Below are 14,784 nucleotides of genomic sequence, written 5' to 3' on the forward strand. Positions count from 1 at the left end.
CTACCCCAACACCCCTTACTCGACTGTCGAACGTCAGCCTTCGAACGCGAACCGCGGGAACGCGACCTCGCCGGCGTAGCGGGCGGCGTCGCCCAGGTTCTCCTCGATGCGCAGCAGCTGGTTGTACTTGGCGACGCGCTCGCTGCGGGCGGGGGCACCGGTCTTGATCTGACCACTGCCCACGGCGACCGCGAGGTCGGCGATGGTGGTGTCTTCGGTCTCACCGGACCGGTGGCTCATCATCGTCTTGTAGCCGTTGCGGTGCGCAAGGTCGACGGCGTCGAGGGTCTCGGTCAGCGTGCCGATCTGGTTGACCTTCACCAGCAAAGCGTTCGCGGCACCCTTGACGATGCCCTCTTCCAGACGCTCCGGGTTGGTGACGAACAGGTCGTCACCGACGAGCTGCACCTTGTTGCCGATCTGATCGGTCAAGGCAACCCAGCCGTCCCAGTCGTCCTCGTCCAGCGGGTCCTCGATGGACACGATCGGGTAGGCATCGACCAGCTCGGCGTAGAACGCCGACATCTCGGCCGCGGTCCGGTTGCTGCCCTCGAACTTGTAGCCGGTGCCGTCGGTGTAGAACTCGGTGGCGGCGACGTCGAGTGCCAGCGCCACGTCGGTGCCCAGGACCAGGCCCGTCTTGCCGATGGCGACGCTGATCAGGTCCAGTGCTTCCTTGGTGCCCGCGACGTCGGGGGCGAAGCCGCCCTCGTCACCGAGACCGGTGGCCAGGCCCTTCTCCTTGAGCACCGACTTGAGGGCGTGGTACACCTCGGCGCCCCAGCGCAGCGACTCCTTGAACGTGGCGGCACCGATCGGGGCGACCATGAACTCCTGGACATCGACACCGGTGTCGGCGTGCGCACCACCGTTGAGGATGTTCATCATCGGAACGGGAAGGACGTGGGCGTTGGGGCCACCGACGTAACGGAAGAGATCCAGACCCGACGACTCGGCGGCCGCGCGGGCCACCGCCAGCGACGCACCCAGGAGCGCGTTGGCGCCCAGACGCGACTTGTCCGGGGTGCCGTCGGCGTCCAGCAGGGCCTGGTCGACGGTCCGCTGCTCGGTGGCGTCGATCCCGATGATGGCCGGAGCGATCTCGCTCAGGACGGCCTCGACGGCCTTCTCGACACCCTTGCCGCCATAGCGGTCGCCGCCGTCGCGCAATTCGACGGCCTCGTGCTCACCGGTCGATGCACCCGACGGGACCGCGGCGCGAGCGAAACTTCCGTCGTCGAGCAGCACCTCGACCTCCACCGTGGGGTTACCACGGGAATCGAGGATCTCACGGGCTCCGACCTGCTCAATGATGGACACTTGCTGATTCTCCTTATATGGGCTTCGCACTGTGCATCGACCGGTCCGATCGTGCCAGGGACACCAGATCGTGCCAGCACACAGCGTAACGGCACACCGAAACCGGCGCGGGATGGCGCGCCCCGCGGACGGCGAGCCGCCCGCACGACATCCATCGATGTGGCGCCGATCACGTCACAAAGGGGTGGTGGAAGGATTACGGGCGAACCCCGACCGAGTAGGCGGACGCCCGGTCGCGCACCAGCGTGAGGTACTCCCCCGACAGGTTGTAGGCCATCAGCGCCGACTGCCAGCCCTCCGCCGCGGTGAGGTCGCCGCCACGCTCGCACAGGTAGCGGGCGGCGGTCAGCGCCGCATCGTCGATGTTGTCGGCGTCGGCCACGCCGTCACCGTTCGCGTCGACCCCCCACCGCTTCCACGTCTCGGGAATGAACTGCAGGGGACCCATCGCGCGGTCGTGCACCGGGTCACCGTCCATCGCCCCGCCGTCGGTGTCGGGGATTTCGGCGACACCAGGTCCACCGTCGAGGGGGATACCCCGGATCTCGGGCGTCACCTGACCGGTGGGCCCGACCGCCGAACCGGCGTGGGTGCCGTGCCGGCTCTCCACACTCGCGATTCCAGCGAGGGTCGTCCACCCGATTCCGCATTCCGGCTTCGTCTCGGCCATCACCGTCGCCGCGTAGCCGTACGCCTCGAGCGCGGTACTCCCGACGCCGACCGAGTCGGCCAGCCCGGCAGACCATCCGTGCAGCTGGTCCGCCGAACGCCCGGGTGCGTTGATGTCGATCGGCGGGGTCGCCGCGCCGGGCCCGGGTGGGATGCCTTCCGGAATCGCGATCCTCGGTTGCTGCTCCCGCGAGCACGCGCCGTAGGCGAGAACCACGACCACCGTCGCCGCGAGAAGGGCGAACAGCGGTCCGGGCCATCGGGAACGACGTTTCGGCCGCGCGGTATATCGGTTCACGTCTCCATCATCCACACGAAACTCGTCGATCCCGGCCACGCGGGACGGCCCCCGCACCGCGCCGGGTCGCGACCAGGCAACACACCAAAGGTAAAGGGTTGCAAAAGTGCTGGTGAGGGCTTCGTCGGACAAGCAGGCGCGGTGTATGTTTTTCTTCAGGGCTAAGGTTCGCCTTGCCTACCGCAAGGTTGCCTACCCAACCTTGCGGACCACTCGACTCGATCCCGTCTCGCCCAGGAGTATGCATGTCAGTCCTCGCCGCAGGGGCCGCGCCGTCGATCGCCACACAGCTGTTCGGCAGTGGTTTGATCGGTCTGCGCGAGGGCCTCGAGGCAGGCATCGTCGTCATGATCCTTGCCGCGTTCCTCGTGAAAGCGGAGCGCAAGGACGCACTCAAGTGGGTCTGGCTCGGCGTCGGCATCGCCGTCGCGATGGTGGCCGCGATCTTTCTCGTCATCCACTACGGAACGTCCACCGTCACCGGACTCACCGCGGAGGTCATCGCCGGCGTCGCGTCCCTCGTCGCGGTCGCGATCGTCACCGTCATGGTGCTGTGGATGCGCAGGGCCGCGCGGACCATCTCCCACGACCTCAAGGCGGGCATGGAGAAAGCATTGGTCGCGGGGCCCATCGCGGTACTCACCCTCGCGTTCTTCGCCGTCGGCCGGGAAGGCGTCGAGACGGCGCTCCTGATGGTCGGGTACGCCGAGAACACCGCGGGTAGCGCCTGGCCCCTAGTCGGCCTCCTGCTCGGTATCGTCGCCGCCGCGGCCCTCACGGTCCTTCTGTACTTCGGCGCCGTCCGGCTCGACTTCGCGAAATTCTTCAAATACACCGGCATCTTCCTGATCATCGTCGCCGCCGGAATCCTCGGGTACGGCATTCATGCCCTGCAGATCGGCGGAGTCCTGCCCGGCGGCTCGGCACTCGCCTTCGACATCTCGGACGGCTACGACGCGTCCAGCTGGTACGGCACCGTCCTGGCAGGCATCTTCAACTTCCGGCCCGACCCCACGGTCCTGCAGGCCGTCGCCTGGGTCGTGTACGTCGTGGTGGTCCTGTTCCTGTTCCTCCGGCCCGTCTCCGCACCCACACCGGCCCCCGCGGCACCCGAGCGCACCGCTTCCCCCACCCCCGACGAGACCGTTTCATGAAAGGCACCTTCCGCCCATGAAGACCAAGCGCCGAACCACCTTCGCCCTCGCCTCGGTCGCCGTACTGCCGCTGGCGCTCGCCGGCTGCACGGAGAAGTCGACGGCGAGCAACGACGACATCACCGTCACCGCGAGCGACGACACGTGTGACGTCAGCGCCGACTCCGGGACCACCGGGAACAGCACGTTCCAGGTCACGAACAACGGCACCAAGGTCACCGAGTTCTACGTATTCGCCGAGGGCGACCGAGCGATGGGCGAGGTCGAGAACATCGGTCCCGGCCTCACCCGCCAGCTCATCGTGTCGCTGCCCGACGCCGGCACCTACCAGCTCGCATGCAAGCCCGGCATGGTCGGCGACGGCATCCGCCAGGAGTTCACCGTCACCGGAAACTCGATGAGCGCCTCCGACGAGAGCGGACAGCTCGCCGAGGCCGCCGACGGCTACCGCCGCTACATCCGCAGTCAGGTCGTGGCCCTGCAGGACACCACGCAGCAGTTCGTCGACGCGGTCAAGGCCGGCAACATCGATCAGGCCAAGGCACTCTTCCCCGTCTCCCGCACCTACTACGAGCGCATCGAGCCCGAGGCGGAGAGCTTCGGCGAGCTCGACCCCAAGCTCGACCTGCGGGAGGCCGACCTCGAACCCGGGCAGGAATGGACGGGCTTCCACCGGCTCGAGAAGGATCTGTGGGTCACCGGTCCCCAGCCCGACACCAATGCGATCGCCGACCAACTCGTCGTCGACGTCCAGTACCTCGCCGACCAGGTGAACGCCGAGGACTACACGATCGATCCCACCAAGATCGCCGGCGACGCGCAGGGACTGCTCGACGAGATCTCGACGTCGAAGATCACCGGTGAGGAAGACATCTTCTCGCACAGCGACCTGTGGGACTTCCAGGCCAACGTCGACGGCTCGCAGGCCGCGGTCGCCGCACTGCAGCCGATCATCGACGAACGCAATCCCGAACTGGCCGCGAACATCACCCAGCGTTTCGCGGACCTCGATGCCGAACTCGCTCAATACCGCCAGGGTGACGGGTTCGTCTTCTACGACACTGTCGACGAACAACGGCGCCAGGAACTGTCGCGCAAGATCGACGCCCTCTCGGCCGAGGTCAGCCAGGTCCAGGGCGTGGTGGCAGGCGCATGATCATGACTGATCCGACCGGTACGACCGACACGACCACCTCGGTGGACGAGCGCAAGGGCATGTCCCGACGACGTCTGTTCGGCGCCGTCGGGGCGGGAGCCGCCCTCGCCGGCGCCGGTGCACTGGTCGGGCGCGCCACCGCCGCCGAACCGCCGTTCTCGCACGGCGACGTCGTCGCCTTCCGGGGCGAACACCAGGCGGGCATCGTGACGCCCGCGCAGGACCGGATGCACTTCGTGGCGTTCGACGTCACCACGAAGTCCCGTGAGGAACTCGAAGGGCTGCTGAAGAAGTGGACCGTGATGGCCGAGCGGATGACCGCGGGCGAGGAGGCCACCCCGGACGGTGCCATCGGCGACGGAGCCTACGTTCCGCCCAGCGACACCGGGGAGGCGCTCGGCCTGCCGGCGTCCCAGCTGACGCTCACCATCGGGTTCGGACCCTCACTGTTCGACGACCGGTTCGGCTTCGCGTCCAAGAAGCCTGCCGCGCTCGTCGACCTTCCGCACTTCCGGGCGGACAACCTGGATCCGGCGCGCAGCGGCGGCGACATCGCGATCCAGGCGTGTGCCAACGACCCGCAGGTGGCCGTGCACGCCATCCGCAACCTGGCGCGCGTCGCGTTCGGGACGGCCTCCGTCCGGTGGTCGCAGCTGGGGTTCGGCCGCACCTCGTCGACGTCGACCACCCAGGACACGCCGCGAAACCTGTTCGGGTTCAAGGACGGAACGAACAACATCAAGGCCGAGGAACCCGGCGTCCTCGACCAGCACGTGTGGGTGGCGTCCGACGACGACCAGGCGTGGATGGGCGGCGGCGCGTACCTCGTGGCGCGGCGGATCCGCATGCTCATCGAGCAGTGGGATCGCACCGTGCTCGGCGAGCAGGAACGCGTGATCGGACGGTCCAAGGGCACCGGCGCCCCGCTGAGCGGCAAGGCGGAATTCGACGAACTCGACTTCGATTCCAAGAAGGGTCACGACCCCGTCATCGACGTCGACGCGCACGTGCGACTGGCATCCGCTCAGGAACTCGGCGGCATCCAGATCCTGCGTCGTGGATACAACTTCACCGACGGCTCCGACGGTTTCGGCCACCTCGACGCCGGACTCTTCTTCATCGCCTACTGCCGCAACCCACAGGAACAGTTCGTGCCGATGCAGCTCAACCTGTCCAGGAACGACGCGATGAACGAGTACATCCAGCACGTCGGTTCCGCCCTCTTCGCCTGCCCGCCCGGCCTCGCCGAGGGGCAGTACTGGGGTCAGGGCCTGTTCACGTAGAGCCTCCCGATCACCGCACCGGACCGTCGTATCGCGTCAACGGTGCCGGCCGAGCAACCGAAGGTCGAGCTGGTCGGGAGGCAGCGGGCGGCCATGGTAATGCCCCTGGGTGACGTCGCAGCCGTATCGACGCAGGGCCCGCAGGGTTTCCTCGTCTTCGACACCTTCGGCGACCAGAGACGCGCCCAGGCTGTGTGCGAGCTCCACGGTCGATCGCACAATCGCGACGGATCGAGGGTCGCTGGCGAGGCGGGCGACGAAGACCCGGTCGAGTTTCAGCTCATCGACGGCAAGGTCCTGCAGATAGGCAAGGGAGGACCACCCGGTGCCGTAGTCGTCGATCGACAATCCGATTCCGAGACCCTGCAGCGCCTCGACCACCCTTCTGGCGCGCATGTAGTCGGTCATCAGGACACTTTCGGTGATCTCGAGAATGAGTGCGTCGGCGGGTAGTCGAAAGTCCTTCAAGAGCCGGTCGATCTCGGCAACCAGGTCTGCGTCGAGCAGATTCGTGACCGAAAGGTTCACCGCGACGGTCAGCGATACCCCGCGATCGAGCCAGGTGCGCGCTTGACCCAGAGCAAGCTCCAGGACTCTCGTTGTCAGTGGCCGCATCAGGCCCGACTGTTCGGCATGAGGAAGGAATTGATCGGGCAGGAGTAGGCCGTGGCGAGGGTGTTCCCATCGAACGAGAGCCTCGACGCTGTGCACCTGCCCGTCGCACGCGCTGACCTTCGGTTGGTAATAGCACGTGAGCTCGTCGCCGGCGATCGCTGTGCGCAACTCCTCGATGGACTGCCTCTCCTCGATGCTGCGTTGGTACTCGGCAGCGTCGTACACCTCGAGCGCGCGACGGTCGCACTTGGCCCGATACATCGCCACTCCGGCGCGCTGAAGCAAGTCCTGGGGGTTGGCGCAATGTTGCGGGCAGAGGGCGATTCCGATGCTCGCCTCGACGTGAACGGTGATCTCATCGAGGTGGAACGGCTCGCGCAACGCTTCGAGGAGACGACCAGCCAGCGCACGGGCTTCCGTAAGGTCGATCCCGGACGGGAGTAGGACCGCGAACGCGTCTCCGCCGATCCGGGCCGGCAGATCACCCGGTCGCACCGACCGCGCCAGCCGGTCCGCGACCTGGCGCAGCAATTGATCGCCCACGTACCGTCCGAAAGAATCATTGATCTCCTTGAACCGGTCCAGATCCATCAGCAGCAAGCCCGGACCCGGGCGGTGGGGTTGCCCGACCGGCTGCGCCACATGGTCGAAGTATTCGGCCGTCAACGCGGCCGTGATCGCCCGCCGGTTTGCCAGGTTCGTGAGGTCGTCGGTCCTCGCCTCGCGGTGGCTGTCGGCCAGGACGACCACTTCACGGAACGTCACCGCGAATCGGGCCGCGACCGCGACCAGGGTGAGCGCGGCGAGAACCACCGCGAGCCGCGACAGCCGCGCATCGTGGTCGAGCACCAGCAGGCCCACCGACGCAGCGGTGCACACCAGTGGGGGGACCCAGATAGCCAGTCCGGGAAGCTGATTGGATCGCCGCCGGCCGGGGGCCCGCCAACTGGCCAAGGCCACCAGCAGCACCGCGACGTGCGGGAGCGCATCGATCCACGTGCCCTCGACGTAGCCGTCAGCACTGCGGAACAGGTAAAAGGTGTCGGCCACCGCAAACAGCATGAACCCCGCAACCAGCAGCACCCACCGCTGCTCGGCACGCCAACCCAGCACCGCGAGCGCCCCGACCGCAAGCGCGAGGAGCAGCACGTCTCCCACCGGGTACGCCAGCCCGACGATCACCGCTGCGGGTGACCCGCTCGCCACCGACTCGATCGGACCGAATGCGAGGGCCGCCGCCAGAGCCGCGAGCGTCAACCCGGCGGTGACGGCATCCAACCAGATCTCCGCCGGTAGTCGCCGCGCTCGCGCACGGAGGAGCAACACCAGCCCGGTATAGACGAGTGGGTAGAACGCCAACTTCAGCGGATCGGCCACGGATGGGGACTGGCCCTCGGGCACCCACGACATCGCCACGACATCGCCCACGCACCAGCTCGTCAGCCCCAGCGCGATCAGCCACCACGCCTGGCGCTCGGCCGGCACCCACCACGCGCGAGCGGCGACCACGAAGGCGACCGAGAGCGTCAATCCGTCGTAGAGCGCCTCGCGCAGCACGATCCAGCCAGCCCGATCACCCACCGCGATCGAGATCGCGTACGAGACCGCACCGATCAGCAGAATCCCGAGCACCGCCATCACACCGCGCCGTGACCGACCTGGTGGCGACACCCAGCCCGTCCGAAACGGCCGTGTTCGGCTGTGTGCCGACGTCATTCCAGTTGCGGCACGCCGGCCCGAGAGAGGCTGCTCTGTTACGGGTTCCGCGGCTCGAGGCAGGTTCTCGATCTCCCCCGGCCCGGTGTCGACGGTGCGGGAGGTGGGATGGTCGACACAGGGCCGCCCGTCGAACTCGTCGAAGCCGGCCGCATTCGGCATGAAACTGCGAAGGCAGCCACCGCCGCCGCGTTTGGCCGCGTACATTGCCAAATCTGCCTGTTTGAGCAGGCTCTCGGTCGTCGCGTCGGGGACCTCGGATGCGGCAATGGTCAGCCCGATACTGGGACGGATGGAGAGCGCGACACCGTCGATGACGAACGGCGGGATGAAGGCCTCCAGCACCCGATCCGCAGCAGACAGGGCATCCTCGACGCTCCCTTCGACCAGGGCCGCGAACTCGTCACCTCCGAGCCGGGCTACGGTGTCGGTGCTCCGCACGCACCCGGTGAGCCGTTCGGCAACGCGGATCAACAGCTCGTCCCCTGCGGGATGGCCGAGGCTGTCGTTGACTGTCTTGAAATCATCGAGGTCCACACACAACACCACGATCGGTGACCGTTCCCGCCGTTGTCGCTGCACTGCCTGGTCGAGACGGTCGAGAAACAACGCACGGTTCGCCAGTCCGGTCAGTCGGTCGCGAAAGGCCTGTCGGGCCACGGTGAGCAACAACCGCCGGTTCTCGGCCAACACGATGAACTGCCGTGCCAGCAAGGCCGACACCAGGACCATGATCGCAGCGGGAATCGGGCCGGAACCCAGCCCGGGCAGCTCCCGCTGCAGGCCGACGGCAACGGCCAGCAACAACGGAACGTACGGCAACCACAACCGTGCCCGGGACGGAATCTGCACCGGAGCCGGTTCGGGTGACGGTGCGCGGGTGCTCGACAGCGCCGCCAGCCCGATCGCGACGAAGGCGGCCACCCAGCCCAGGTCGGTTACACCGCCGTTGCGATAGGTGCCCAGCGCGGTCAGGTAGGAGACTGCGCTGGCAGACAATGCCATCAGGATGATCCCGATGCACAGCAATCCCAGGGTCAGGCGTTGCCCAACCCGCGCTCGGGTCAGCACCACAATCGCCATCGTCGCAATCACCAGGTCCGCGACAGGATAGGCGAGGGACGACACGAGGCTTGCCGGTGTGTCGCTCCCCGCGTGGTACACGCTGCCGAGCACGCTCACCCACGACACCACGAACAGTGAACCGGCCACGATGATTCCGTCCAGAATCAGCCGGGTACGGGACTGTCCGCTGTCACCGGCCGGGAACAGCAACAACGCCGCGCATGCGCCGACCGGAAACAACAGATACGCCGCAGCCGCCGCGGAGGGGAACGGTATCTGATCACTTCCCTCGTTCACCACGTAGTAGCACCAGATGGCTTGACCGACCGACCAGGCCGCCAGCCCACCTGCCAACGCCGACCAGCTGTGGCGCACCATGCCCCGCCCTACCCAGGCAGCCCAGGCGGCACACGCGGTGGCGAGCACGGCGAACACCAGCAAACTCACGTCGGCAATCGCGATCGTCGTGAACGCTCCATCCCATCCCGACCACCAACCCATCGCGAACAGCAGCGATGGGACGATGAATGCGACGGCGATCGCACACAGACCGCCTCTCCACACGGCCTCGGCGCTCGACGACGTCCCCACCCGCTCGGCTGTCCGATGTCCCATCGTCACCACCCGAACTGCCGCCTGCTGTCAGTGAATTCTTGAATTCAAAGTATCCAGACGTCCATCCTTGCACGACGTACATACTGAAATACAGTGCAGAACGATACTATTAGTATGTTTTGTCGTCACCGTAAGGCAGGCAGGCAAGCACGAACGTTCGACATCGCTTGCCCGATCCGCACCGCTACCGTGCGCGGATCGCGGTCAGCGGCCGACGAGCTTCCGGATCAACCGGGGAAGCGGCCGCCGAAACCGCGGACAGTCGCACAGTGCACAGGACGTGCCCTTGCGGTAGTGCTCGTGAGCGTCGAATGGGTGGCCGCAGCGGCACTCTGAGTTCGACACGGCCATGAACTTGATTCTATTCACACCCGAAACTCGCGCGTCCCGGACGTCACTGGGAGAACCTCACCCAGTCCACCAGCATGGTGGCGGGAAAGCGTGTCGACGACGTGACAGGGCCGGGCCAGTTCCCGCCGACGGCCACATCGAGCAGCAGGTACGCCGGGGCGTCGAACACCCAGCGCTCCTCGGGTCGCAGGTCCGCCGTGGTGACCGTGCCGACGATGTTCCCGTCGATGCCCACCGAGATGCGGCCGGGCGCTTTGATCAGGGCGTAATCGTGGAAACCTGCGCTGAGGTTCGCACCGATAGAGCCGTCCGTCGAGCGTTCCCAGTGCCCGCCGCCGACGGTCGGGCCGTGCACTCCCGCGTGGTATCGCGAACCATCCCCGATCACCTCGAGGATGTCGATCTCGCCGCAGGCAGGCCACCCGACGCTGGTGATGTTGCTTCCGAGCGTCCAGAACGCAGGATGGATTCCCGGACCGGACGGTACCTGAATCCGTGCCTCGATCACCCCGTACGTGAATTCGAACTTTCCACGGGTCACGAGTCGAGCCGACGTGAATCCGCCACCGTTTCTGCGGGCCTCGACGACGAGACGACCGTTGCCGTCGAGCCGCGAATTCTGCCGGGAGTCGGTGTACACCTGCTTCTCGTTGTTGCCCCACCCACCGCCGCCGAGGTCGTAGCCCCAGAACAGTGGATTGGGTGCCGCGTTTGCGGGTCCGTCGAATTCGTCGCTGCCGATCACGGTGTATCCGGGGTAGGCGGTCCGGACGCCTCCACCGCCGGGCGCGGCGGCGGCGACAGCCGGGGTGAGGGACAGCGCGCACAGCGCCACCGAGCACGTCAACGCAATCTCGAACAGGGCCGAGCGCATCCGCCGCATTGTGCCGATGCTAGGCGTCGCCGCGACCGGTCGTGACCGAATACGCGACGTGGCCGTTACCGGCGCGGCCCCGTGTAACGGAAGATCGTGCTGTTGTCGTCCTGCGCGTACACGGACCAGTCGGGGCTGGACCGCATCTGGTCCTCGAAGTTCTCGACGGATCCGTCCGGTAGATAGCCGTAGTAGCGGATGGCGGCAGTGCCCTGCGTGTTGAACACGAGATACGTGTCGCCGTCGCGTTCCGCCGCATCCGCGGTGAGCATCTCGATCTGGCCGCCGTGCGGGAAGCCCTCCAGCACGGCCGGGGGCAAGGCCAGCAAGGGTTGATCGAAATCCTTGTCGACGACGGCGAACTTGATGTAGTCGGCGCTGACCCGAGTGGGAAGGCCGGCGGGATAGAGCGACATGATCGTCGCCGGCGGCTTCTCGTTCGCGAGGATGTCCTCTGCGAATGTCACCTGGGACTGATACCCGATGACCAGCGACCACAGCCCGACATAGCCTTGCAGGCCCGCGAACGTCACGTACGCCAGTCCGCTCGCGAGTCCGACCGGGACGACTCGACGGAGCAATCCGGACCGGAACCTGATCGTGAGAGCGTCCACGAGGATCGGCGCGATGAGAATCGCGCACCCGGGCACGGCGTAGAGATAGACCCGGAAGATCGCCTCACCGCCGTAGCTCTGACCGGCCAGCAGCGCGAACGAGCTGAACGCCATGACGGTTGCGACCCAGGCGGGACGCTTGCGACGCCAGAGGACGATCGCACAGACCACGGCGAGCAGGATGATGCCCGCTGACAGGGAACGGCACACGGCGGAGGTGAAGATCTTCCCGAACGTGCCGACGGCAGTCACGTTGCTGGCGGCGTTGTCGACCGGGTTGAAACCGGACAGCAGCCCGTACGGTGCCACGATGTCCAGCCGGGGAACGAGATAGGCGACGAGGATCGCGAAGTAGGGAACGGGGATCCACCACGGACGGATCTTCCGCGTCACCGCCAGGGCCACTGTCACGCCGAACAGCCAGTACGGGGTCAGCTGGTGGGTGGGCACCAGAGCGGCGAAGACGAGGATCGACAGGTACGCCGCAGAGCGGTGCTCCGTCGACACCACGAGCAGTGCCACCACGCCCAGCGCCATGACGAGGGCGATGGCCTGCGGCGAGAAGTAGTCCTGCCCCACCCAGTTGGCGAGTTCCGCCACCATCGCAACCGTCAGTGCCACCCGCATGCCGAACCCGAGGAGCCGGGCGATCGCGGCGATCACGACTGCCAGCAGCACGTGGATCACCGGCGCGAACCAGTGGGCGATCGACATCATGTCCGCGGACGTGATGTCGCCGAACCACGCGAAAGCGGTGAAGAAGCCCGGCCACTCGCCGTAGATGTCGACGCCCTTGGGCGGCAGTGTCTGGAACTGCTGGATGTAGTCGACCACGCCGAGGTGCTTGTACGTCCACCCGTAGATGGGCACGACGGTGATGAGGGTCGGGGTGAGCCGTTCCACCGCGATCACGCCGAGCACGGCCGCGGCGGCGGTCCCGACGGTCCTCTTGCGAAGAGCCCAGACGAATGCACCGAGCATCATCAGCGCGCACACCACCAAGCCGGGCCCGCTGCCGACGAACAGCAGACCGAACTGTGAGTACGCAGTGGAGCCGAGCCCGAAGAGAACCACCACCCACACGGCGAGCGCCACGGAAACGAGGATCAGGGGCCGGTTGCGGCGGGCAGCGTGCCACCATTGCGACAGACGGAACGACACCTGCTGCACGGTCACCGCGCGAACCGGCTCGGCGCCGGTGTCGTGCCACCGATGCCGCAGCGCGGACGCCACGACGGCAAGGACCATCACCAGCAGCAGACCCGTCGCGGGCCATCGGTAGAACCAGGCCAGGACGGTGGTGGCCGCAGTCACCACGGACAGTCCGAGAACGGGGACGGCCGCGACGGCTGCGGCGACCGGTATCCGCATCCACGTCACGATCGCGAGACCCGGTCCGACCAACACGAACACCGTCAGTAGCACCGAACTCACCGACGACGGAAGCGGCGCCAGGGACGTCAGTCCCGCGACCGCCGAGGCCAGCGCGGCGACGTCGTAGTACCGGGTCAGCTCCGGAGCCCTGGTGTCGAGGCGCTCCCCAGTGAGGAGATCACTCATCGGTGACCCTCACCCAGTCGACGAGCATTGCGGCGGGAAACGTCGTGTCGGCTCCGACGTCGCCCGGCCACCGTCCCCCGACGGCGACGTTCAGCAACAGGGAGAACGGTTTGTCGAACACCCACTCCTGCCCCGGGGCCAGGTCGGCACGCGAGAACTCGCCCGTCACCGCGTCGTCGATGCCGAACGTGACCCGGTCCGGCGACCGCTCCACCCAGTAGTCGTGAAAATCGTCCGACATGTTTCCGCTGCCTTCGGCTTTCACTTCCCAGGGCGTGCCGTCCGAGGAGGGGCCGTGCAGCGCACTGTGGTAGAACGACGCGTCGTTGATCGTCTCGATCACGTCGATCTCCCCCGACTGCGGCCAGCCCACACGGTTGACGTCCGTGCCCATCAACCAGAACGCCGGGTGCAGGCCCTGTCCGCTCGGCAGCTTGATGCGGGCCTCGGCCCGTCCGTACTGGAATGCGAAGCGGTCGAGGGTGACAAGCCGGGCGGACGTGTAACCCGACCCGTCGGGACGGGCTTCGATCACGAGGTTGCCCTCGCCGTCGAGCCGGGAATTGACGGGATCGTCCGTATAGACCTGCGCCTCGTCGTTGCCCCAGCCTCCTCCCCCGACTGCGTGTCCCCAGTAGCGGGGGTCGGGCGCGGTTCCGGCGGGCCCGACGAAATCTTCGAACATGAGCACGGACTCGGCCTTCCTCGATGCCTGCGCGACATCGCTCGACGCGTACCACCCGGTGGCGCCGATGCAGACGAGCGCGAGGAACACCGTCGCCGCAGACACGGCGCGGGTTCGGCGTGGACGGTTCAGCTGCCTATGCACCGGCACTGTCTCCGACCCGGGCGACGGCCGAATGTCGAACCGACTGCAGTTGCGTCACGAGGTGGACGCACACGACGAACCCCAGGATCGCCGAGTAGGCCGCGACCCGTTCGATACCACCCACGCCGAGACCGAGGTCCCAGGAGTAGGTGAAGCAGAAGTACCCCACCAGTCCGAGGACCCCCAGTGCGAGGGCGAGGTACGTTGCCGGCCCGGATATCCGAGGCCCGACGGTAAGTGCCGTCGTCAGTGTGAAGAGACTGCCGAAGATGAGGAACAGCGTGGCGCCGAGTGAATGCAGTTCCCAGTGCGTGTTCGACGGCGCGAGACCGACCACTACTCCGCCGATCCCGGCCACCACCAGGAAGACGACGGGGGCCGGCGGCAGCACCCGTTCGATACGGTGCCAGAGGACGGCGGCAACCATGTAGGCGAGTCCGGTCACCACGAACGACGCGTCCATCAGCAGTGATGTCTTGCTGCACGGCGCGTTTCCGTCCGTGCCGCAGAACGGGACGCCGAGGTCACTGATGAAGTTGGCGGAGTAGCTGTAGTGACCGCGCCACGTGCCGGCGACGAGGAATTCGACGACGAACAACTGCAGGACGGCAACGGTGAGGTACAGCGGAGTCCGCTTCGATGTCTCGAGGACGTGTGAGGGCATG

General features: G+C 66.9%; 10 protein-coding genes. 3 read left to right on the top strand and 7 right to left on the bottom strand.

Annotated features, from left to right (window positions below; translation table 11 throughout):
- Window positions 1-33 precede the first annotated feature (33 nt).
- On the bottom strand, window positions 34-1,320 hold the full coding sequence (gene eno, locus GO592_RS20915; protein ID WP_005238851.1) for a phosphopyruvate hydratase: 1,287 nt from the start codon (window positions 1,318-1,320) through the stop codon (window positions 34-36).
- 196 nt (window positions 1,321-1,516) lie between these two features.
- On the bottom strand, window positions 1,517-2,287 hold the full coding sequence (locus GO592_RS20920) for a lytic transglycosylase domain-containing protein (RefSeq protein ID WP_007300137.1): 771 nt from the start codon (window positions 2,285-2,287) through the stop codon (window positions 1,517-1,519).
- A gap of 245 nt (window positions 2,288-2,532) precedes the next feature.
- Between GO592_RS20920 and efeU the strand changes: the two genes are divergently transcribed.
- The 3 genes from efeU to efeB are packed head-to-tail and all read left to right on the top strand — an operon-like array spanning window position 2,533 to window position 5,880.
- Complete coding sequence (gene efeU / locus GO592_RS20925; protein WP_007300136.1) at window positions 2,533-3,441, top strand: iron uptake transporter permease EfeU; 909 nt, start codon at window positions 2,533-2,535, stop codon at window positions 3,439-3,441.
- Between the two features lie 16 nt (window positions 3,442-3,457).
- A complete protein-coding gene (gene efeO / locus GO592_RS20930) occupies window positions 3,458-4,597 on the top strand; it encodes an iron uptake system protein EfeO (protein WP_007300135.1) in 1,140 nt (379 codons plus the stop codon).
- A 2-nt stretch (window positions 4,598-4,599) separates the two neighbouring features.
- Entirely contained in the window at window positions 4,600-5,880 is a 1,281-nt protein-coding gene (gene efeB, locus GO592_RS20935; protein ID WP_172650281.1) for an iron uptake transporter deferrochelatase/peroxidase subunit, read from the top strand.
- Window positions 5,881-5,916: 36 nt separating this feature from the next.
- On the opposite strand, the gene GO592_RS20940 is transcribed toward efeB, so the two are convergent.
- The 5 genes from GO592_RS20940 to GO592_RS20960 form a co-directional block, all read right to left on the bottom strand.
- Window positions 5,917-9,891, bottom strand: coding sequence for a bifunctional diguanylate cyclase/phosphodiesterase (locus tag GO592_RS20940; RefSeq protein ID WP_039952744.1), 3,975 nt, complete (start codon window positions 9,889-9,891; stop codon window positions 5,917-5,919).
- Window positions 9,892-10,285: 394 nt separating this feature from the next.
- A complete protein-coding gene (locus GO592_RS20945; RefSeq protein WP_005573367.1) occupies window positions 10,286-11,125 on the bottom strand; it encodes a glycoside hydrolase family 16 protein in 840 nt (279 codons plus the stop codon).
- A gap of 56 nt (window positions 11,126-11,181) precedes the next feature.
- Window positions 11,182-13,290: a hypothetical protein gene (locus GO592_RS20950; RefSeq protein WP_007300131.1), complete on the bottom strand. Its 2,109-nt coding sequence runs from the start codon at window positions 13,288-13,290 to the stop codon at window positions 11,182-11,184.
- Window positions 13,283-14,119: a glycoside hydrolase family 16 protein gene (locus tag GO592_RS20955; protein ID WP_237720595.1), complete on the bottom strand. Its 837-nt coding sequence runs from the start codon at window positions 14,117-14,119 to the stop codon at window positions 13,283-13,285. The genes GO592_RS20950 and GO592_RS20955 overlap by 8 nt, the downstream gene beginning before the upstream one ends.
- Complete coding sequence (locus tag GO592_RS20960) at window positions 14,112-14,783, bottom strand: DUF998 domain-containing protein (protein WP_005573370.1); 672 nt, start codon at window positions 14,781-14,783, stop codon at window positions 14,112-14,114. The genes GO592_RS20955 and GO592_RS20960 overlap by 8 nt, the downstream gene beginning before the upstream one ends.
- Between the last annotated feature and the right edge of the window lies 1 nt (window position 14,784).

Origin of the sequence: Rhodococcus sp. 21391 (assembly GCF_016772255.1) — a bacterium.
Lineage (GTDB): Bacteria > Actinomycetota > Actinomycetes > Mycobacteriales > Mycobacteriaceae > Rhodococcus_F > Rhodococcus_F opacus.

Coding starts and splice junctions, on each gene's coding strand:
- efeU (WP_007300136.1), top strand. CDS start 2,533: ATGTCAGTCCTCGCCGCAGGGGCCGCGCCGTCGATCGCCACACAGCTG.
- efeO (WP_007300135.1), top strand. CDS start 3,458: ATGAAGACCAAGCGCCGAACCACCTTCGCCCTCGCCTCGGTCGCCGTA.
- efeB (WP_172650281.1), top strand. CDS start 4,600: ATGACTGATCCGACCGGTACGACCGACACGACCACCTCGGTGGACGAG.
- GO592_RS20940 (WP_039952744.1), bottom strand. CDS start 9,891: ATGGGACATCGGACAGCCGAGCGGGTGGGGACGTCGTCGAGCGCCGAG.
- GO592_RS20945 (WP_005573367.1), bottom strand. CDS start 11,125: ATGCGGCGGATGCGCTCGGCCCTGTTCGAGATTGCGTTGACGTGCTCG.
- GO592_RS20950 (WP_007300131.1), bottom strand. CDS start 13,290: ATGAGTGATCTCCTCACTGGGGAGCGCCTCGACACCAGGGCTCCGGAG.
- GO592_RS20960 (WP_005573370.1), bottom strand. CDS start 14,783: ATGCCCTCACACGTCCTCGAGACATCGAAGCGGACTCCGCTGTACCTC.